Annotated in this window: 18 protein-coding genes and 1 pseudogene; 6 read left to right on the top strand and 13 right to left on the bottom strand. The window is 68.3% G+C overall.

Features of this window, described 5'->3' with window-relative positions:
• The first annotated feature begins 175 nt into the window (after nt 1–175).
• Nucleotides 176–1,165: a hypothetical protein gene (locus tag IBX18_RS07370; RefSeq protein WP_194832981.1), complete on the top strand. Its 990-nt coding sequence runs from the start codon at nt 176–178 to the stop codon at nt 1,163–1,165.
• Between the two features lie 180 nt (nt 1,166–1,345).
• On the opposite strand, the gene IBX18_RS07365 is transcribed toward IBX18_RS07370, so the two are convergent.
• From IBX18_RS07365 to IBX18_RS07345, 5 genes and pseudogenes are all read right to left on the bottom strand, one after another.
• Nucleotides 1,346–1,834 (bottom strand): SRPBCC family protein, encoded by a 489-nt coding sequence (locus IBX18_RS07365; RefSeq protein WP_194832980.1) that lies wholly within the window; start codon nt 1,832–1,834, stop codon nt 1,346–1,348.
• Nucleotides 1,831–2,151, bottom strand: a pseudogene (locus tag IBX18_RS07360) (ArsR/SmtB family transcription factor); the annotation flags it as partial. The pseudogene IBX18_RS07360 and the gene IBX18_RS07365, both read right to left, overlap by 4 nt.
• Before the next feature lie 99 nt (nt 2,152–2,250).
• Nucleotides 2,251–3,150, bottom strand: coding sequence for a universal stress protein (locus IBX18_RS07355; RefSeq protein WP_194832978.1), 900 nt, complete (start codon nt 3,148–3,150; stop codon nt 2,251–2,253).
• 66 nt (nt 3,151–3,216) lie between these two features.
• The gene (locus IBX18_RS07350; RefSeq protein WP_194832977.1) at nt 3,217–4,920 is read right to left on the bottom strand and encodes a SulP family inorganic anion transporter; all 1,704 of its coding nucleotides are present in this window, start codon (nt 4,918–4,920) and stop codon (nt 3,217–3,219) included.
• 276 nt (nt 4,921–5,196) lie between these two features.
• The gene (locus IBX18_RS07345) at nt 5,197–5,994 is read right to left on the bottom strand and encodes an NAD(P)H nitroreductase (RefSeq protein ID WP_194832976.1); all 798 of its coding nucleotides are present in this window, start codon (nt 5,992–5,994) and stop codon (nt 5,197–5,199) included.
• Nucleotides 5,995–6,253: 259 nt separating this feature from the next.
• Between IBX18_RS07345 and IBX18_RS07340 the strand changes: the two genes are divergently transcribed.
• The 3 genes from IBX18_RS07340 to IBX18_RS07330 all read left to right on the top strand — a co-directional run bounded on the left by IBX18_RS07340 (nt 6,254) and on the right by IBX18_RS07330 (nt 9,697).
• Nucleotides 6,254–6,916: a response regulator transcription factor gene (locus tag IBX18_RS07340; protein ID WP_194832975.1), complete on the top strand. Its 663-nt coding sequence runs from the start codon at nt 6,254–6,256 to the stop codon at nt 6,914–6,916.
• 59 nt (nt 6,917–6,975) lie between these two features.
• On the top strand, nt 6,976–8,721 hold the full coding sequence (locus tag IBX18_RS07335) for a GAF domain-containing sensor histidine kinase (RefSeq protein ID WP_194832974.1): 1,746 nt from the start codon (nt 6,976–6,978) through the stop codon (nt 8,719–8,721).
• A gap of 106 nt (nt 8,722–8,827) precedes the next feature.
• Nucleotides 8,828–9,697, top strand: coding sequence for a universal stress protein (locus IBX18_RS07330; protein WP_194832973.1), 870 nt, complete (start codon nt 8,828–8,830; stop codon nt 9,695–9,697).
• An 8-nt stretch (nt 9,698–9,705) separates the two neighbouring features.
• Here the strand turns inward: IBX18_RS07330 and IBX18_RS07325 are convergent, their stop codons facing one another.
• The 6 genes from IBX18_RS07325 to IBX18_RS07300 all read right to left on the bottom strand — a co-directional run bounded on the left by IBX18_RS07325 (nt 9,706) and on the right by IBX18_RS07300 (nt 14,528).
• The gene (locus IBX18_RS07325; protein WP_107657095.1) at nt 9,706–9,894 is read right to left on the bottom strand and encodes a ferredoxin; all 189 of its coding nucleotides are present in this window, start codon (nt 9,892–9,894) and stop codon (nt 9,706–9,708) included.
• A 26-nt stretch (nt 9,895–9,920) separates the two neighbouring features.
• On the bottom strand, nt 9,921–11,141 hold the full coding sequence (locus IBX18_RS07320; protein WP_194832972.1) for a cytochrome P450: 1,221 nt from the start codon (nt 11,139–11,141) through the stop codon (nt 9,921–9,923).
• An 89-nt stretch (nt 11,142–11,230) separates the two neighbouring features.
• On the bottom strand, nt 11,231–11,713 hold the full coding sequence (locus tag IBX18_RS07315; RefSeq protein WP_147128372.1) for a flavin reductase family protein: 483 nt from the start codon (nt 11,711–11,713) through the stop codon (nt 11,231–11,233).
• A 12-nt stretch (nt 11,714–11,725) separates the two neighbouring features.
• A complete protein-coding gene (locus IBX18_RS07310; protein ID WP_206055172.1) occupies nt 11,726–11,986 on the bottom strand; it encodes an acyl carrier protein in 261 nt (86 codons plus the stop codon).
• Nucleotides 11,971–13,263, bottom strand: coding sequence for a ketosynthase chain-length factor (locus tag IBX18_RS07305; RefSeq protein ID WP_194832971.1), 1,293 nt, complete (start codon nt 13,261–13,263; stop codon nt 11,971–11,973). The genes IBX18_RS07310 and IBX18_RS07305 overlap by 16 nt, the downstream gene beginning before the upstream one ends.
• Entirely contained in the window at nt 13,260–14,528 is a 1,269-nt protein-coding gene (locus tag IBX18_RS07300; RefSeq protein WP_194832970.1) for a beta-ketoacyl synthase, read from the bottom strand. Before IBX18_RS07300 ends, IBX18_RS07305 begins: the two co-directional genes overlap by 4 nt.
• A gap of 175 nt (nt 14,529–14,703) precedes the next feature.
• Here IBX18_RS07300 and IBX18_RS07295 point away from each other — a divergent pair, with 175 nt between their 5' ends.
• Nucleotides 14,704–16,008, top strand: a complete 1,305-nt coding sequence (locus IBX18_RS07295) for a LuxR C-terminal-related transcriptional regulator (protein ID WP_194832969.1) — start codon at nt 14,704–14,706, stop codon at nt 16,006–16,008.
• Here IBX18_RS07295 and IBX18_RS07290 read toward each other — a convergent pair.
• The gene (locus IBX18_RS07290) at nt 16,003–16,428 is read right to left on the bottom strand and encodes a nuclear transport factor 2 family protein (RefSeq protein ID WP_194832968.1); all 426 of its coding nucleotides are present in this window, start codon (nt 16,426–16,428) and stop codon (nt 16,003–16,005) included. The genes IBX18_RS07295 and IBX18_RS07290 overlap by 6 nt on opposite strands.
• A gap of 230 nt (nt 16,429–16,658) precedes the next feature.
• On the opposite strand from IBX18_RS07290, the gene IBX18_RS07285 reads away from it, so the two are divergent.
• A complete protein-coding gene (locus tag IBX18_RS07285; RefSeq protein ID WP_306796182.1) occupies nt 16,659–18,203 on the top strand; it encodes an FAD-binding protein in 1,545 nt (514 codons plus the stop codon).
• 22 nt (nt 18,204–18,225) lie between these two features.
• Here the strand turns inward: IBX18_RS07285 and IBX18_RS07280 are convergent, their stop codons facing one another.
• Nucleotides 18,226–20,118 carry an NAD(P)/FAD-dependent oxidoreductase gene (locus tag IBX18_RS07280; protein ID WP_194832967.1) on the bottom strand — a complete coding sequence of 631 codons (1,893 nt, stop codon included), beginning with the start codon at nt 20,116–20,118 and terminating at the stop codon, nt 18,226–18,228.
• Between the last annotated feature and the right edge of the window lie 126 nt (nt 20,119–20,244).

The raw sequence follows: 20,244 nt of genomic DNA, 5'->3' as shown, positions 1-20,244 counted from the left end.
CCCATGTCACCACCGCGCGCGGCGGGCGGGCAGGGCCGAAGGTCCCGAGGCCGTAGGGTCCGATTGCCTCAGCGGGACCCTGCCGACCGCACCCGCCGGAACTGGGGCCAGAGGTCCCCGGATCAGCGGCGCAAAGGCCGTATCGGCGGCGCCAGGACCGGACGAAACTCGCGATATGACCGTCAAAGACCCCGAGGCGCCGGACCACCCGACGATGCTGGCGGCGATGCGGCTGGCTTGCCGCGCGCCGTCGGTGCACAACACGCAGCCGTGGCGCTGGGTGTTCGACGGAACCCGGCTGCACCTCTACACCGACACCGACCGCCAACTACTGGCCACCGATCCCCGTGGGCGCCAGCAGCTGGTCAGCTGCGGCGCCGGGCTGCATCATCTGCGCAGCGCCTTCGCCGCCTGTCACTGGCACACCGACACGGTGCGCCTGCCCGACCCCGCTCAACCGCAGCACCTGGCGACCATCGAGTTCCGGCCGTGGCCCGACCCACCCGACGGAATCCATGCCCGCACCGATGCGATCGACCGCCGCTACACCGATCGGCTGCCGCTGCTCGAGCCGCAACGCTGGGACGACATCGTGCACTCCTTGCGAAAGCTGGTGTCGCCGCACGCGATCGAGCTCGACGTGCTCGATGAGAGCGCGCGAGCACGGCTGTCGACCGCTTCCGAACAGTCCGCCGCGTTACGCCGCTACGACATGCAGTACCAGGCCGAATTGCACTGGTGGACCGGGCATCACGAGATGCCGGAGGGCATCCCACCGGCGTCCATGGTCTCCGATGCCGAGTTCGCGAGGGTCGGCGTCGGTCGGGCATTTCCGCCGGTGCCACATTCGATGCGCCGCGCTGAGATCGAGGACCGCGCACGACTCATCGTGCTCAGCTCGGCTGATGATTCCGCGATGCAGTGGCTGCACACCGGAGAAGCGCTGTCGGTGGTGCTGCTCGAGTGCACGACCGCCGGACTGAACACCTGCGCCCTCACCCACATCACCGAGCTGCCCGCCGGACGCCGACTGCTCGCCGGGCTCATCCCCCATGCGGGCCTGCCTCAAGTGGTCATCCGCATCGGCACGGCACCGGATGACCTCGAACCGCCCCCGACGCCGCGACGCCCACTGCCCGACGTGTTCACCGCGCGACGTGGATGAACGTCCTTCCCGCCTTCGGCGACCTTGGTCCGGTCGCCACGGGACCAAGGACCCTGACCCGCACGGACCGCTGACGGGCACGCTGATCGAGCGGGCCGCGGCAAGCCGCCCAGCCGCGGCCCGCTCGCACCGGCAGGTGCCGACGCCGATGCGAGAGCGTTCAACACACGGCGTAACCGGTCAGCCTCGTGCCTCCCGGTCGACAGCCTCGAGGTACCGCTGCAAGTAGTGCGGCCAGCCACCTTCGCCGTCGACACCGGCGCGCACGGCCTCCAATCCGTCGCCATGGCGTTCGATATGCCGGTGTTCGAGCTCGACGCGCGTGCGGTCCGCACCCTCGGCGGTGAACCGGATCTCCACCTCACTGGTCTTGTCCGGGTCGGTCTCGATTTCCCAGCGCCCGTTGATATCCCAGCTGAACACCACCCGGTTCGGCGGCTCGTAGGCCAGTACCCGCGCCCACCGGCACACGCTGCCGTCCTCGCCCCGGTCATAGATGTGCCCGCCGACTCGCGGCTCGAACACCGTCTCGGCGATCGGGACCGCCAGCAGATTGTGCTCGCGCGGCTTTATCGCGTCGAAGCGCTCGGTGAACAGCGCGAACGCACGCTCCAATGGTGCGTTGACGATGATCTGCTGCTGCACCGGTTCGACTTCGGTCTTGGTCATGACTTCTCCTGATCTTCTTCGACTACCTGTTGATACGTCGCGAGGGCTCGACTCCAGAACCGGTCGAGTTGCGCACGCAGCGCGCCCATCCCGTCCGGATTCAACTGGTAGATCCGGCGCGTACCGACCGCCCGATCCAGCACCAGCCCCGCATCTTTGAGCACCTTCAAATGCTGGGAAACCGCAGGGCGGCTGATCGGCAACTCGCGCGCGAGCTCACCGACCGCCTGTGGCTTCTCGGCCAGGCGCTCCAAGATCGTGCGTCGCATTCGATCTGCGAGCGCACCCCATTCATCTCCTGCTTGGTAAGTGTCTACGAACCGTAAGTCTTCGCTTACCGAAGAGAGTTGTCAAGGCTCCGACGGGACAACAAGGCGCGGGGCCGAGTGCTCTCGATCCCGCGCCCGACGGTGCGGTCAGCGTTCGCGCACGACGATCATCGGCACCTCGACCGAGTGCAGCAGTGCGTTGCTGGTCGAGCCCAGGACCATGCTGGCGAATCCCCCGCGTCCGTGGCTGCCGACGACAACCAGTTGGGCGTTGGACGATTCGTCGAGCAGGGATCGAACGGGCCTGTCGGCCACGACAATTCGGCGCACCGCGACATCGGGATAACGGTCGGCGTAACCCGCGAGACTCTCCGCGAGCACTGCCTCGGCGGACTGTTGCGCGGCATCCCAGCCCGCGACCGGCAGATCGAAACCGCTGGTGTCACTCCAGGCGTGCAACGCGGTGAGCCCGACCTTACGACGTGACGCCTCCTCGAACGCGAGCTCCACCGCGGGCACACTGTTGTCGGTGCCATCGACACCCACCAGGACCGGCTGGGTCGCCGACACGGCGTCGATCGCGGCACTGCCATGAATGACCGCGACCGGGCAGTGCGCATGATGAGTGGTCGCGGTACTGACCGAACCCAGCAGCCCACGCTGGAACGCACCGATCCCCCGGCTGCCGACCACCAACATGCGCGCCTGTGCCGAACGCTCGATCAACATCGGGATGACCAGCTCGAACGACACCTCGGTGGTGAGGTGCGGCGCCGCACCTGGTGCTGCCGTGCGAGCCACCCGGGCGGCCTCGGTGAGGATTCGCTCCCCGTCGACACGCAACCAGTCCAGATCCGTCTCACCCAACCCGAGGCCGGGTCCGAAGCCGGGCTGGATCGCCATCGACGTGAGCAGGTGCAGCCGGCAGTTGTGCAGCACGGCTTCGACCGCCGCCCACGCCGCCGCCTGATACGAGCTCGCGGAGCCGTCGACGGCGACCAGAATCGTCGGGTCTTGCATTGCGTTCGAGGGACTTTCGGCTGCCATGGTCGGTCCTTTCGGAGGGTCTGCCATCGACTTCGAGCATCGCGCTGTCAGCGGCGGAGAACAAGGTCACCCATCGGGCGACCGCTTCTCGCGGTCCGCCTCGTAGGCGGCCACCGCGGTGGGCAGGGTCGGATAGAGGTGGTGTTCCCCGATCGCGGCGGTCAACCCGAAGGCGTCCAGGTCGTCGCGCAGATCCCGCTTCACTCTGGCCATCGCGAAGACGATGGCCCGCGCGGCCAGGTCGGCCCGGAGCTGTTCGACGGCGTCGAGGGCGGTGAGGTCGACCTCCACGTTGGCTTCGACATTGAGGACGAACCAGCGCACCGGCTCGCCGCCGTGCTCGCTCGACCAGTCGACCGCCGCCAGCGCCCCGCGGTGCAGGTCCTCAGCGTTGGCGAAGCACAACGGGGCGTCGTAGCGGTAGATCACCAGTCCGGGAACGGGTTTCGCGCCGGGATAGTCGTCGATGTCGTGCATGCCCGCCAAGCCCGGCACGAAGCCGAGGACGGCATCGTGCGCGCGGGCGATGCGACGCAGCAGGTCGAGGGTCGACAGCGCGATCGCCACCAGCACGCCGTAGAGCACGCCGAGCGCCAGCACTGCTGCGACCGTGCCCAGGGCGAGAACCAGCTCGCTGCGCCGGAATCGGGCGATCCGCCGGAACTCGGCCACGTCGATCAGCCGCAATGCCGCGTAGATGACCAAGGCTCCCAAGGCCGCCGACGGGAACGCCGCAAGGATGTCGCGCGCACCGAGCAGCACCGCGAGCACACAGCCCAGCGCGACAACCGAATACAACTGCGTGCGCGCGCCCATCGCATCCGCGATCGTGGTCCGGCTGCCGCTGCAACTCACCGGGAACCCGTGCAGCACCCCGGCCGCCACATTGGTCGCGCCGAGCGCGGCCAGTTCGGTGTTCGCCTCGACGCGATAGCCGTTGCGTGCGGCGAAAGCCCTTGCGGTGAGTGCGTTGTCGGAGAAGCCGACGACCGCGATGCCGACAGCCGGCAGAATAAGCGCCGCCACATCGGCCATCGCGACCGCGGAAAGGCCGGGCACCGGGATGCCCGCGGGTATCGTCCCGACGACCCGAATGCCGTAGCGCTGCAACGAGAACACCGCCACCACCCCGGTGGCGAGCAGCACCGCCAGCAGCGGGCCGGGCACCCGCGGCGCACGCCAGGCCAGCACCAGCAGCCCGCTCAGCACCGCGGCCGCGAGCACGCTGGTCGGCCAGTGCCACTGATCCAGCTGGGTCACGAACGAACGCAGCTGCGCGACAATCGATTCCCCGGTCACCGCGACCCCGCTGACCCGCCCGAGCTGACTGGCGATCATCATCCCCGCGGTGCCCGCCAGATACCCGATCAGCACCGGCCTGGACAGCAGATCCGCCAGCACCCCCAACCGTGCGACCGCGGCGAGCAGACACACCCCGCCGACCAGCAACGCCAGCACCGCCGCGAGCGCGGCATATCGCTCGGGATCACCGAGGGCCAGCGGAGCCAGCGCGACCGCGGTGAGCAACGCGGTCGTCGACTCGGGCCCCACCGACAGCTGTCGCGAAGTAGCCAGCAGCGCATACACGGCCAGCGGCCCGAGCACCGCCCACAACCCCACCACCGGCGGCAACCCGGCCACAGTCGCGTACGCCATCACCTGCGGAACGAGGTACGCGGCCACGGTGATACCGGCGACCAGGTCGGACCTGAGCCACGCCCGCTGGTAGCCGTCGAATTGCCGGAGCCCCGGCAGAAAACGTGCCAGCACTGTCCCAGCATTGTGCCCTCCGCAGGACGCTGCGGGGACCAACTGCCGGAGGTCCCTCGCCCTGTGTCGCGTCGGCACCCGTACGCCTGCGAGCACGACGGCGGCCGACACCTCCTGAGTGTCCGCTCGGCCGCGCTGCCTGTCAGCACCACGCGGTGCCCCGCGTCGAGCAGCGCCGCGTAGTGGACCCGTCGGGCCCGGTGCCGACGACGGCGGGCCATGATCCTCCAGTGTGGAATCGGGCACATGCCGACGCCATACTGCTGTCCGGCACATTCAGCAGGGACCCGCGTGACTCCTGCGGCAGGCCCAGCTGCGCGCGTCCTCGAGAGTCGGCTCCGGCGATCCGATGCCGGTCGGTGCCCAGCCGATGCGGACGATGGCCTGGGGGTGGGCGGCGCCGTCGAGCACTCCGGTGCGGCGCAGTTCCGGGGTTTCGAGGGCCAGCAGGGCGGTGGCGAGGCCGATGTTGGTGGCGGTCAGCAGGACTGCGCTCAGTGCCTCGCCGGCACGCAGACGGGACGTTCGGTCGTCGGCGGTTGTTCCGATGACAAGTAGCTCGGCGAAGTCGGGATCAGGTGCTCGGTCGCTCGGGTCGAGCACAGGTGAACGGGCCGGATCGGTGGCTCGGCGCACGAGCGCACCCAGTGCGGTGGCGCGTTCGGTCACCAGGCCCAGGCAGCCGGGTGGGATCGGTAGGGAGGTGAAGTGCCGATGGTCGGTGTGTCGGCGCGAAATGGCGGCGCTGAGTGCGAGTTCCACCGGCGTCGATCGATGGCGTAGCAACCGCATCGACGCCAGATGGTGCGGCTGGGCCGGGTTCGGTAGTCGACGGACCACCGCGGACCAGCCGAGGGCCGCGAGGGCGACGCGCAAATGATGCAGGGACGCACCACAACTCAGCACCGGCCCGCGCTGATCGGGATCGGCCGCCCGTGCCGGATCGAGGTAGAGGTGTAGGGAGCGACTGCCGATCTGCCAGCGCCACGGCTGGGTGTCGGCGACCGACGGCGCTCGCGCCGCGAGTGCCAATGCTGTCTCGAGGGTGCTGCTGTCGGGCAATCCGTAATCCATGTCGCGAGCCTCCGTCTCCTGTCGACCCACCGTCGCACCGGCGTAGCGGCCCGGGTAAGGGGAAGACGGCCCTTGCCCGTAGGACTTCCGACGCCGATCGCCCCGGTCCACCTGCCTTCGGAGTCGCGGCCACCAGCCGTACCGAAAACGAGGTCGCGAATTTCGACTTCGACCGAACTCGATGAGTCAAGGGACTTAGGTCCTCAGAACAGGGTCCAACTCCGTCGCCCCGCGCCCGACTGCTCCGTAACCTGGAGGAATGCCGCAGTTGCCCACGATCAAGGTGTTCCTGGTCGACGACCACGAAATCGTCCGCCGCGGCGTCGGCGACCTCATCGCTCTCGAGCCCGACCTCGCGGTGATCGGCGAGGCAGGCACGTTCTCCCAAGCCCTGGCCCGCATTCCCGCGCTGCGCCCCGACGTGGTGGTGCTGGATGTGCGACTACCCGACGGCAACGGCATCGAACTGTGCCGCGAACTGCTCTCCGCGAACCCGGACCTGCGCTGCCTGATCCTCACCTCGTTCACCGACGAACAGGCCATGCTCAACGCCATTCTCGCCGGGGCGAGCGGCTACGTCGTCAAAGACATCAAGAGCCTCGAACTCATCGAAGCCATCCGCGAGGTCGGCGCCGGTAAATCCCTGCTCGACAACCGCGCCGCCGCCGCGTTGATGGCCAAACTCCGTTCCGAAGCCGAGGCCAAGACCGGCCCGCTGGCCGGCCTGACCGACCAGGAACGCGTACTGCTCGCCCTACTCGGCGAGGGCCTGACCAACCGGCAGATCGCGGGCCGGATGTTCCTGGCCGAGAAGACGGTGAAGAACTACGTCTCCCGTTTGCTGACCAAGCTCGGCGTCGAACGGCGCACCCAAGCCGCCGTCTTGGCCTCGAAACTGAACCAGCCGGACCTGGAGCGATAAGCCGCCTATCCCACCGGCGGGAGGAATTCGAAACGTCCGAGCGTGAAAGAATCCTGGGTATGGATCGCGAGCCGCCTGTCACAGCCGCCGGCGGCCGGACGCCGGTGACCGAAACGCTGTCGCAGCTACGGCTGCGCGAGCTGCTGGTCGAAGTCCAGGATCGCATCGCCCAGATCGTCGACGTCCGCGACCGCATGGACCGCCTCATCGAGGCCATGCTGGTGATCACCGCCGGACTCGACCTCGACAACACGCTGCGCTCGATCGTGCACACCGCCATCGAACTGGTCGACGCCGGCTACGGCGCGCTCGGCGTCCGCGAGACCGACAAGGCGAGCTTGCAGCTGTCGGAGTTCGTCTACGAGGGCATCGATGACCGGACCCGCGTGATGATCGGCGATCTGCCGCGCGGCCACGGCGTCCTCGGTGTGTTGATCGAACAGCCGAAACCCATTCGGCTGTCCAATCTTTCGGATCATCCGTCCTCGGTGGGGTTCCCCGCGCACCATCCGCCGATGAGCACCTTCCTCGGCGTACCGGTCCAGGTCCGCGACGAGGTCTTCGGCAACCTCTATCTCACCGAGAAGGCCGGTGGTCAAGAGTTCACCGAGGACGACGAGGTCGTCGTGCAGGCGCTCGCCGCGGCCGCGGGCATCGCCATCGAGAACGCCCGCCTCTACGAGCAGTCCAGGCAGCGCCAGCAGTGGCTCGAGGCGACCCGCGATGTGGCCACCGAACTGCTGGCGGGCGGCGAGCCGAACGAAGTCCTGACGCTGGTCGCCAACCGCGCGTTGACGCTCACCGAGTCGTCGTGCACCTTCCTCGCCCTGCCCGAGGACCCGGACATTCCGCAGGGCGAGGTGACCGAGTTGGTGGTGGTCGCCGCCGCGGGCACCGGCGCGGAAGCCTTGCTCGGACAACGAATCCCGGTCGAGGACTCACATTCCGGCGCCGCGTTCCGGGACGGGCATACCGTCGCGGTCGACAAGCTCGCCTACACCGACCTCTCCGACTCCACCGCCACTTTCGGTCCGGCCCTTGTCCTTCCGTTGCGCGCGGGCCAGTCGGTCATCGGCGTGCTCACCACCTTGCGGCCCACCGGTGCACCGCCACTGGACACCGCGGCCCAGTCGATGATGGCCGCCATCGCCGATCAGGCGGCCCTGGCCCTGCAACTGTCGGACAACCAGCGCCAGCGCCGCGAACTCGACGTGCTCTCCGACCGCGACCGCATCGCCCGTGGCCTGCACGACCACGTCATCCAACGCCTCTTCGCCGTCGGCCTGTCCCTGCAAGGCACCGCGCAGCGCGCACGAACACCCGAGGTCAAGTCCCGGCTCGTCGAAACCATCGACGACGTGCAAGCGATCGTGCAGGACATCCGCCACTCCATCTTCGACCTGCAGAGCAACACCGCCGCCGACTCCTCGAAATACCGAAAACACTTGCACGGCATCATCGTCGACATGACCGCCGACACCGGCCTGCGCACCACCGTTCGCCTGGCCGGCCCGGTCACCGTCCTCGCCCCACCCCTGTCCGACGACGTCGAAGCCGTCCTGCGCGAAGCGGTCAGCAACGTCGTCCGCCACGCCTCCGCCACCACCGTCGCGGTCGAACTCAAAATCCGCGACGACGTCACCATCGAGGTCGCCGACGACGGCACCGGCGTCCCCGCCGGCAACACCCGCCGCAGCGGCCTGGCCAACCTCGCCGCCCGCGCCGAACAGGCAGGCGGCACCTTCAGCATCGACACCAAACCCGGCGGCGGCACCGTGCTGCGCTGGTCCGCACCGCTGCCCTAAGACCTCTCGATTCGGGACCAACGCCAGCAGAGCCCGGACGTGCCGAATTCCTAATCTACGGGTACCGGAAAACAACGGTTCCGAAGGCAGAGAGGCGCCAATTCAGATGTCTAGCAACAGCATCAATCCCCCGGTCGTGGTCGGCACCGACGGCTCGGCCACCGCCACCGAGGCGGTGCGCTGGGCCGCGCTCGACGCGGCCCGCCACGGCGCCCCCTTGCACATCGTCTACGCCATCGGTGCGCCGATGGACTTCGGCCCCGGCCTCGCCTTCGATCAGTTCGACTACGACGCCTACCGCAACGCCGGGGCCGCCGCGGTCGCCGCCGCGACGGAAACCGCAAGGGCTGCAGCCGAACCCGTCCATCCCCTCGACATCACCACGGTCGTGGCCGAGGCGCCGCCGATCCCGGTGCTGTGCGACCGCTCCAAGGATGCGCGACTGCTCGTCGTCGGCACCCGCGGGCTCGGTGCCTTCCGCCGCGGGCTGCTGGGCTCGGTGAGCACCTCGGTGGCGCGGCACGCGCACTGCCCGGTCGCGGTCATCCCCGAGGAGCCCGCGCCGAGTTCCCGCCGTCCCGTGGTGGTCGGCGTGGACGGCTCACCCAGCAGCGAGCTCGCCCTCGATATCGCCTTCGACGAGGCCTCCCGCCGCCGGGTCACGCTGATCACCGTCCTCACCTGGTCCGAATTCAACCGCTACATTCCCCGCCACGACATGCAGAAAGAGGCCGAGGAACTGCTCGCCGAAAACGTCGCGGGCTATGGCGAGAAGTACCCCGACGTGCAGGTCCTCCGGATGGTCGCCGAGGCCCGACCCGCCCAGCGATTGCTCGAGGCCGCCGCACAGGCGCAGCTGATCGTCGTCGGCAGCCACGGTCGCGGTGGTTTCGCGGGCATGACCCTCGGGTCGGTCAGCCAGGCCGTCCTGCACGGCGCCGACTGCCCCGTCATCATCGCCCGATCCGCCGGCTGACCGAGCAACTACTCCGTCAGCGCAATGGCACCGGATGGGCAGAGGTCGACGGCCTCGCGGACCGCGGGGTCGTCGGCGGCGGCGGGGTCGAGTACTTCGACCAGGCCGTCGTCGTCACCCTGGTCGAAGATGGCGGGCGCGGTGAGTGCGCACAGGCCTGCGCCGACGCAGACGGTTCGGTCGGCGGTTATCCGCATGGGGTCTCCTTTCGAGCCTGCGCCGGTTACCAGGTGACCGGAAGGTCGTTGACGCCTTGGATTGTCGAGCCGGGCCGCAGGGTCAGTTGTTCCACGGGCACGGCCAGGCGCAACGTCGGAACGCGTTCGGACAGTGCCGCTAGGGCTACCTCGAGTTCCAGCCGGGCCAGGTTCTGGCCGAGGCACTGGTGCACGCCGTAGCCGAATGAGAGGTGGTGGCGGGCCGAGCGGTGCACGTCGAAGGTGTCCGGATCGGCGAAGACCGAACCGTCGCGGTTGGCGATGGCGTTGCTGACGAGCACGCCGTCGCCCGCCTTGATCAGGTGGCCGTCGATCTCGATGTCGGCCGTCGCGAATCGACCACCGCCGACGTCGGCGATGGCCAGGTAGCGCAGCAGTTCCTCGACCGCACCCGGAATGAGGCTGGGGTCGGCGCGCAGGGCGGCGTGCTGATCGGGATGGGCCAGCAGGGTGATCACCGACAGCGCGATCATCGATGCCGTCGTCTCGTGGCCTGCGACGAGCAGCAACATCGCGGTCGCGACGAGTTCACCCCGATCGATACCGCCGTGCGCCAGTTGATCGGCGGCCAGCGCGGACAGCAGCCCGGGACCTGGTTGGTTCTGCAACGTGGTGATCAGCCCGTCGAGGTATGCCTCGACTTCCGCCCGCGCACCGATCGCCTCCGCCGCGGTGGTCCCCTGCACGATCCGCCTGCTCGCGTCCTGGAACAGTTCGTGGTCCGCGTACGGCACCCCGAGCAGTCGGCAGATCACCAGCGACGGCACCGGCAGCGCGAACCGGCCGACCAGGTCGGCGGGCGGTCCCGCGGCGAGCAGGTCATCGAGGCAGCCGTGCACGATGCGTTCGATGTCGGCGCGCATCCCCTTGATCCGCTTCACGGTGAACTCGCTGATCAGCATCCGTCGCTTGGCGGTGTGTTCTGGCGGGTCGAGGGCGATGAACACCCGCGGGCCGTTCCGGAACATCCGGAAGCGGGGCGACACCGCGGGAAAGTTCGGATGCGACCGATCCGAGGACAGCCGCGGGTCGGCGAGCAGCGCGCGGGCGGTCTCGTGCTTGGTGACCACCCAGGCCGGGCGACCGTCGAACAGGGTCACCCGGCGCAGCGAGTCGTCGCCGTCCCGGAGTTGGGAATACGGCTCGGGTAGCTGATAGGGACAGGTCCGGTCGCTCGGATAGGCCGGAGCTTGATCGGTGCGGGGCGGCGCAACAGTGTCGGACATCGTTCCCCTCGAGCTCGTAAGATGCTCTTGCGTACTCTCTTTGAGAGTAGAACGACTTACCGGGCAACGCAGCTGAACGACCGCTCGTGCTACACCAAGTCGGCGAACCTGCGGTCGCAGTAGACGGCAGGCGGTAGTTCGCTCGGGGCGCAAAGCTGTTCCACCGCACCGACCATGATCAGGTGATCGCCGGCCGGTCGCCGGTCGTGCACGGTGCACTCCAGCGCCGCGACGCAGTCGGCGACCACCAGCCCGCCGCGCGCGGTCGGCACGAAACCGCCCGCACCGAACTTGTCTCCGTTCTTGCTCGCGAACCGGCTCGCGAGGGCACCCTGGCCGGTGGCCAGGATGCTCACCGCGAACCGGTCGGCGTGCGCGAAGACGGGATAGCAGTTCGCTTTCCGCGCCAGGCAGACGAGCACGAGCGGTGGCTGTGCGGAGACCGAACAGAACGAGCTGGCCGTGAAGCCGACCGGCCGGGGCCCGTCGGTCGTGGTGACGATCGTGACGCCACTCGGATAGCGCGCCATCACATCACGGAAGAGCACGGCCGTATCGGCGGTGGCAGGCATGAAGACGGCCGCCTACGCCGCATCCGAGGCGGCCTCGTTGACGAGTGCGATGAACTCACCCGGCGTGCGCAGGTCGATGAGCCGATCGTCGGGCACGCCGACACCGAACTCCCGCTCGATCCGGGCCGCCGACTCCATCAGCGCCAGCGATTCGTAGCCGAGGTCCTCGAACAGGGTGTCCGCGAATTCGGTGTCGGACACGGGCCGGTCCGGTTCGCCCGCGCTGGCGATCAGAATGCGTCGCAGGTCGTCGATGGTCATGATCTTGCGCATGATGTCTCCTCTGATTGTGCATGGTGTTCGGACACGGCGGGACGGGCGGGCCAGCCGCTCGCCCGCCGTACGACCACGGCCGAGTTGAAACCCCACAGGCCGCGGGCGAGTACTAGGGCGGTCGAGACCCGAGCCGGCCGCGGCACCTGCCGCACCAGATCGAGCTGGTAGTCGTCGGGCACGTCGTGCGAGCCCGCCGTATGCGGGAGCACGCCGTCCCGGATGGCGAGCAGCGCCGCGGCGACATCGAGCGGTCCACCGCCCGAATACAGCCGTCCGGTCAGCGTTTTCGGCGCGGTCACCGGTACCCCGCGTGGGCCGAAGATGTTGCCGATGGCCGTTGCCTCGGCACGGTCGGCGCCCGGTTCGGCCGCCGCGTCGGCGAAGACGACGTCCACTTCGGCGGGCGTGATCCCCGCGTCGGCGAGCGCCAGCTCGGCCGCGCGTTGCAGGCCGGGTGGCCGCGGCGAACCCGGCGGCGGATCGAAAGTCGATGCGTACCCGGCGATCTCGCCGTACGCGTGGTTCGCACCACGCGCCCTGGCCGCATCGGGATCCTCCAGCATCAGGATGGCACCGCCCTCCCCCGGCACGAAACCCTGTGCCGCGCAGTCGAATGGCAGGTACGCACGTGCTGGATCGGTCGCGTCGCTGAGGCGCCCGCCGGCGATCTGGGAAACCCAGCCCCAGGGATCGAGTGCGGAGTCGACGCCGCCGGTCACCACGCACGGCGTCCCGCGCCGGATGGTCCGCCGTGCGTGCCCGATCGCGTCGAGCCCGCCGGCCTGCTCCGCGACCAGGGCGCTGCTCGCGCCGCGCATCCCGTTGCGGATCGAGATCTGCCCGGTATTGACCGCGTAGAACCACGCGAACGACTCGTAGACGCTCACCGTCTGCGGACCCTGCGACCACAGCTTCTGGAACTCCCGATGGGTGAATTCGAAACCGCCGCAAGCGTTCGCGGTCACCACGCCCATGTCGTAGTCGACCAGTTCGCCGGACTTCAGCTCGGCGTCCGCGAGCGCCCAGTCGGCCGCGACGAGCGCCAGCCGGGTCGAGATGTCGGTCTGCGGCAGCAACCGATCGGGCAGGTGGTCCGCGGCGTCGAAGCCGGTGATCTCGCCCGCCAGTTGCACCGGATAGCGCGTCACGTCGAACCGGGTCAGCCGATCGATGCCGCTGACGCCATGCAGCGTCGCGTCCCAGAACTGTTCGAGCCCAAGGCCGTTCGGCGCGACCACGCCGATGCCCGTCACCACGGGATTGCCGGTGCTCATCGAGTCGTTCCTTCCGGACGGCGCAGCACCATCGCGCTCTGGAATCCGCCGAACCCGCTGCCCACCGTGAGCACGGTCCGCACGTCGAGTTCGCGCGCGACGCGCGGCACGTAGTCGAGGTCGCATTCGGGATCGGCCTCGTACAGGTTCGCCGTGGGCGGCACCACCCCGTACTCGAGGGCGAGCGCGGACGCGGCGATCTCCACCGAACCGATCGCACCGAGCGAATGCCCGACCATGGACTTGATCGAGCTGACCGGCGTCCGGTAGGCGTGCTCGCCCAGCGCACGTTTCACGGCCGCCGTCTCGTGCCGGTCGTTCTGCTTGGTGCCCGAGCCGTGCGCGTTGATGTAATCGATGGCGGTGCCGTCGATGTGCGCCTCGTCCAAGGCGGCGCGGATGGCCTCGGCCATCTCGCGACCGTCGGTCTTCAGGCCGGTCATGTGGTAGGCGTTGCACCGGCTGGCGTACCCGCTGATCTCGGCATAGATGTGCGCGCCGCGGCGCCGCGCATGCTCGTAACGCTCCAGCACGAACATCGCCGCCCCCTCCGCGAGCACGAAACCGTTGCGGGAGCGGTCGAATGGCCGCGAGGCGTGCTCGGGATCGTCGTTGTTGGTCGTCGTCGCCTTGATCGCGTCGAAGCACGCCACGACGATCGGCGTGATCGGGGTGTCCGTGGCGCCGGCGAGCATGACGTCGGCGCTGCCCTCGCGGATCAACTGGCAGGCATGACCCACCGAGTCCAGTCCGGAGGTGCATCCGTTGGAGACCAACGACACCGGCCCCTCGGCCCCGACCGTCCAGGCCACCTCCGCGGGCATGACGCTGGGCGCCAGGTAGTCGAACATGTGCGGGGACAGCCACTCGTAGTCGACCAGCCAGTTCCGGCCGGAGTCGGACAGCACGAGATACTCGCGCTCCAGGCTGGTCGCCGCGGCCACCGCGCTGCCGAGGGTGACGCCGACCCGATGCGGATCGATCGACTCGAAGTTCAGCCCGCTGGCCGCCACCGCGTCGCGCGCACACACCGTCGCGAACTGGGTGGCCCGGTCCATCCGGCGGATCTCGCGCTGGCTCAAGCCTTCCCACACCGGATCGAAATCCGCCTCGGCGGCGACCTGGGAGCGGTAGGGCGACGGATCGAAGAACGAAATTCGCCGGGTAGCCGTGCGGCCTTCGGTCAGCAGGTTCCAGAATTCCTTGATGCCGTTGCCGCCAGGGGCACGGACCCCTATTCCGGTAATCACCACGCGGGGCGTCATCGCACGGAACCAACGGGCTCGGTGATCATGGTCATCTTGCTCAACACGACCTCTCTCCAGGGTTGATGTCTGGAGTAATGCTGGGCCGCCCGGCTCGAGCCACGGTCGAGCACAGCTCGGTCGCGGCTCGGTGATACCGGCGACACCCGTGGCCGCGCGACGTATTCTCGGGCATATGGCAGGCGGGGCTTGGGGAAATTCGGCAAGGGCCTTGGCGTCGGCGAACGAATTGATGCGTTCGCCACTGAGCGGAATTCTGGCCACCCTGTCGACCATTCTCCTGGAGCTGATCGACCATCGCGCGCTGATCATGCTCACCGGCGACTGCCCGAAATCACCGCTGTGGGCGACGGGCGACGCCGAGCTCACCGAGTGCGTCAGCACGACCGAAATGTCGGCGCTGGCACGGGAAGTCGATGTCGGCACGCCGCGGTTCGGGCGCGCGGTGCTGGCCGGCGCGCCGCGCGACGTGCTCGCCTTCGCGGCGTCTCCGCCCAACTCCGCGGGCGCGCTGCTCGCGGTCGTCACCGACGGCGACACCGAGCCGCCCGCGGCGACCACCGAAACGGTGCAGCAGCTGTGGGACCTGACCACGGCACGCATCCGCGACTTGATCCAGACGGTCGCGCCCGTCGAGTCCTCGGGGCTCCTCGCCGGCGGCGATCGGGTCCGCGCGATCGCCGACCTCGCCGACGAGCACGCCGCCACCCTGTCCACGCTGCTGGCGGCCCTGCGGGCCCGCGATCTCGACGACGCGACGGCCCGCCGGACGGCCGTCGACATCGCGGTCTCCGCGATCATCCGGCACCGTTCGGTCGACGACGTTGACCGGGTCGCGGACATCCTCGGCGAGGAGCGGGCCGACCGCGCCTACACCCGGCTGTCGGACATGCTCGGCATGCTCTCGCACTACGGCGCCGTCACCCTCGAATACTCGGCCTTCGACGGCGGTCAGCGCCACATTCCGTCGCATGTCACCGAGATCGCGCGGACGGTCGCGCGCGGCTGCGTCCTGTCGATGCTCGCGCAGGACGGGATCAGCCGGATCCGGGTGTGCTGGGACCTGGCCGACACCGAATTGCTGATGACGATCCGCGACGACGGACCTGGCACGCTTACTGTCGAGTCGTTCACCCCGCACCGGGTCACCGATCGCGTGGCCGTGCTCGGTGGGTCGCTCGAACTCGACGCGGTACCCGGCTGGGGCGCCACCGTCACCATCCGGCTACCGCTGCTGGTCCGCGAGATACCGCGCTCCGACCTGCGCAGCACACTGAATCCGCGCGAGGTCGATGTGCTGCGCCACCTCGTGCTCGGGCACCGCAATCGCGCGATCGCCGACGACCTGCACATCAGCGAGCACACGGTGAAGTTCCATGTGGCGCGGATCTTGAAGAAGCTCAACGCGGGTTCACGCGGTGAGGCCGCGGCCATCGCCCGATCGCTGGGCTTCCCGACCGCGGCCTTACCTAGATCATGACGGCCAGTCCGACAGCATCTCCGCGATGCTCGAACCCTCCGGCACCCCCTGATGCACGTCCCATTTCTCGGCCAGCAGCCCGTCCTCGATGCGCCAGATGTCGACCACGATCGCGACGGGGCCGTCCGGTTCGAGCTGCACCAAGCCGTGCGTCCACACGTGGTCGTCCTCGGCCACCATCCGCCGAATCGTCAAGGTGAACTCCGGAAACGGATCACCGACCTCTTTGCGGAAGGTGTCCACGGTGCGCTGCCGCCCCACTCCCACGCCCGGATGATGGTTGACGAAATCCGGCCTGAGCAGTTCGGCGGCGCGGTCGAAGTTCTTCTCGTTGTAGAACAGCCGGATGAAATCGCTGACCAGCGTCTTCTGCGGCGCCAGCGCGTCTTCCCCCACCACGGTCGTGCTGTTCGATTGCATGGCCCTCCCTTGCCGACGTTCGAACCTGTTCGCCCTCCCATCTTCACACTTCCGCGCGGCCGGCAGAACTAGCCGGTCGAGTAGCCGAACCCGTACCTTCGAGCGATTGTCCGCCCGCCCGGCCTGGCGATAACCTCACCGCAAGGGGATGGATTTCTTTTCTGTGCCTTGGCGTCCGCGACCGATCGGCCGGACGCCGGATGTTTATGCGAGCATTACGGGAGGGTGCTGTGCAGGAAATCACGTCGACTGCAACGGAATTCGGGCCGGTGATCATCACGCCCGACAGTAAACGTTATCCACAAATGGTCGTCGGCTGGAACAGGCGATTCGTCGCCGCGCCGGAATCGGTCTGGCTGGTCGGTAACACCGAGCAGGTCGTGCGGGCCGTACAGGAGGCGGTCGACTCCGGCAAACGAATATCCATTCGCGGCGGCGGCCATTCGTACGGCGATCTCGTTTACCATGCCGACGCCGAGATCATTCTCGACATGTCGCAGATGAACGCCATCTATTACGACCGGGACCGCTGCGCATTCGCGATCGAGAGTGGCGCACTGCTCATGGAAATCTATGAAACGCTGTTTCGCGGTTGGGGTGTCACGCTGCCCGGCGGCGTATGCCCGTCGACCGGTATCGCCGGTCACGCGACCGGCGGCGGCCACGGGCTGCTGTCCCGCTTGCACGGCAATGTCAGCGATCTGATCGAGGCGGTCGAGATCGTCGTGGTCGACGCCGACGGCTGCGCCAGGGCGGTGGTCGCCTGCCGCGACGACACCGGCGCGCTGAACGATCTCTGGTGGGCGTGTTCGGGGGGCGGCGGTGGCAGCTTCGGCGTGATCACCCGGTTCTGGTTCCGGTCGCGCGATGCCTTCGGCGACGATCCGGAGATGCAACTCCCCCAACCACCTGCCGAAGTTCTCATCCACACGCAGTTCATTCCGTGGGCGGTACTGGACGAGGAGAAGTTCGCGAATCTGCTCCGCAATCACGGGCAATGGCATGTGGACAACAAGCATCCGGACTCCCCCGGCCGGGAGGTGGCGGGCATGATCTTCGTCGGGCATGTGTCCGGCGGCGGCATCGGGATGCTCACCCAGGTCGACGCGACCGTGCCCGGCGCGGAGAAGCTGCTCGACGACTACCTCGCCGCCGTCACCGCGGGCACCGGCATCACCGGCCCGTTCCCGCGCCGCAGGCTGGGGTGGTGGGCCTCCACCGAGACGGTGGACACGAGCAATCCGACGGTGATGACCAACGCGACATTGCGCAGCACGGTCAAAGCGGCCTATTTCCGGGAGAACTTCACCGACGAGCAGATCGCGGCGATCTACCGGAACATGACCCGCTCCGACTACCAGGCCCCGCCACCCGGCGCGGCGGTGCTGCAGCTCGGCGCGATCGCCGGCGGTAAGGTCAACTCGTTCAGTCCGACGGAAATGCCGGTGTTCCAACGGAATTCGGCCTTCTTCGCCTGGTTCCAGGCCTACTGGACCGAGGCCGCCGACGACGACATGCACATCAACTGGGTCCGGGATATCTACGGTCAGACGTTCGCGTCGACAGGCGGATATCCGGTGCCGGGCGATCGCTACGAAGGCTGCCAGATCAACTCGCCGGACCCGGACATCTTCGATGACCGGTACAACAAGTCCGGGGTCGCCTGGCCGACCTTCATGTTCGGTGACAACTACGACCGGTTGCAGCGAGCCAAGTGCACGTGGGACCCCAATGACGTGTTCCGGCATTCCTTTTCGATCCGCTTGCCCGACTAGGCCGCGTTCCGGCGGGTTGCGATCAGCAGAGATCGTAATCCGCCGGATTCACCCGCTTGGTGCGCGACCAGTATTCGCGGGCGGTGAACGGCCAGTTCACCGCCGAGCGGCCGTTCTCGTTGTACCAGCCGCCCACCGTCGTCCGCTGCCAGGCGCGGTTGCGGTTGCCGTTGTCGACCCTGGCGTTGTAGGCGTCGTGCACGTCCTTGCGGACCGTCAGCGCGCGTTTCCCGTTCGCCAGCAGCATCCGGATCGCGTCGAGGATGTAGGTCGCGCCGCATTCGGAGAAGTACACGATGCTGCCACCCTGCCCGACCAGATTCGTGTTCGGCCCGTACAGGCAGAACAGGTTCGGGAATTGCGGCACCGTGATACCGAGATACGCCCGCGACTGGCCGTTCCACATCTCGTGCAGATCGACCCCACTCTGGCCGGTGACCCGCATCGGCAGCAGAAACTCCGAGGCGCGAAAACCGGTGGCGTAGATGATGACGTCGGCGTCGAACTCGGTGCCGTTCGCGACCACGCCGGCGGGGCTGATCCGCTCGATCGGGTCGCACACGAGCCGCACATCGGGTCGCTTCAGTGTCGCCAGCCAGCGCCCGTTGTCGCGCAGCACTCTTTTGGCGCCGACCGGATACTTCGGGATCACCTTGTCCACGAGTTCCGGCGCATCATCGAGCTGAGCCTGCATCGCTTGCCACAACGATGCCCGCAACTCCTCGTTCCGCGCCGACACCGCGTGCTCACTCGGCGGATAGTCCTCGTCGACGATCCAGCCCTCCAGAATCCCCCGCAGACCCGGGGCGAACAGCCAGAAGCGATACCACTGCAGGTAATACGGCACCTGCGCGAAGAGCCACTGCGCGCCCTCGGACAGCGCGTCGTGATAGTGCGGGGTCGGCCGCAGCCACGGCGGATTGCGCTGGAACACAGTGATTTCCGCGGGCGTGCCGGCGAGCTCGGGCACGAGCTGATAGGCACTCGCCCCGGTGCCGATCACCGCGACCCGCGCGCCGGTGAGGTCCACCGAATGATCCCAGGACGCCGAATGAAAAGCGGGTCCGGCGAATTCGTCGCGGCCCGGGATGTCCGGCAGTCGCGGCCGGTTCAGCTGCCCGACGGCGCTGATCACCGCGTTGTGCCGGACGGTCTCCTCGCCGTCGGGGCCGTGGGTGGTCAGCTGCCAGACCAGTTCCCGGTCGTCCCAGGCCATTTCGCGAACCTCGGTCGCGAACTGGATGCGCTCGGTGAGGCCGTACTCCTGGGCGAAGTCGCGCAGGTAGTCCAGCACCACGTCCCGCGTGCAGAAGTGTTCGGGCCAATCAGGATTGGGCGCGAAGGAATAGTTGTACAGGTGGCTGGCCACATCGGTGCGGCAGCCGGGGTAGGAGTTCTCGAACCAGGTGCCGCCGACCTCGGGATTCTTCTCGTAGATCACGAAGTCGACACCGGCTTGGGCGAGCCGGTACGCGGCGAGCAATCCGCTGAAGCCCGCGCCGACGATCGCCACGCTGAACGGGGCCACCGAGCCGCTCGCGGTCCAGCGCGGCGCCTTCGGATCGTGCTCGGGTAGCGCGATCTCCTCGGTGAGCAGTCCGATGAGGTCCGAGGTGTCCGAGCCCATGGCCCAGGTGGTGATCGCCCGCAGCAGGGCCGGGTCGGGCGGTGCCGCGGGTGATCCCTTGTCGCGCAGCCGCCGTAACGCCGCGAAGGCGAGCTCGCGGGCCTGCGCCTGCTGGGCGTCGGTCAGGCCACCCTGCGGCGCGAACAGCCAGCCCGGTGCGCGCAGGTCATCGCGCAGCACTGACAGGTCGCCGGTGAGGTGGGCAACGGTCATCAGCATCGCTGGAAGTTCCGCATGGTCGAGAAACGCACGCAACTCGTCGTCGGCCGCGGTGATCGCCGGATTCATGACGCTCAGCGTCGCGGTGCCCGCTCGGATTCCGGTCGAATCCGGCTGGTGCCGGGTGCCCCAGCGGGCATCGAGCGGATCTCGACTCGCCGCTGCGACCGTGGTCTCCGAGGTGCCGGACGGCCG

Source organism: Nocardia sp. XZ_19_369 (genome assembly GCF_015355715.1).
Taxonomy (GTDB): Bacteria; Actinomycetota; Actinomycetes; order Mycobacteriales; family Mycobacteriaceae; genus Nocardia.
This window is presented reverse-complemented; position numbering and strand designations above follow the sequence as displayed.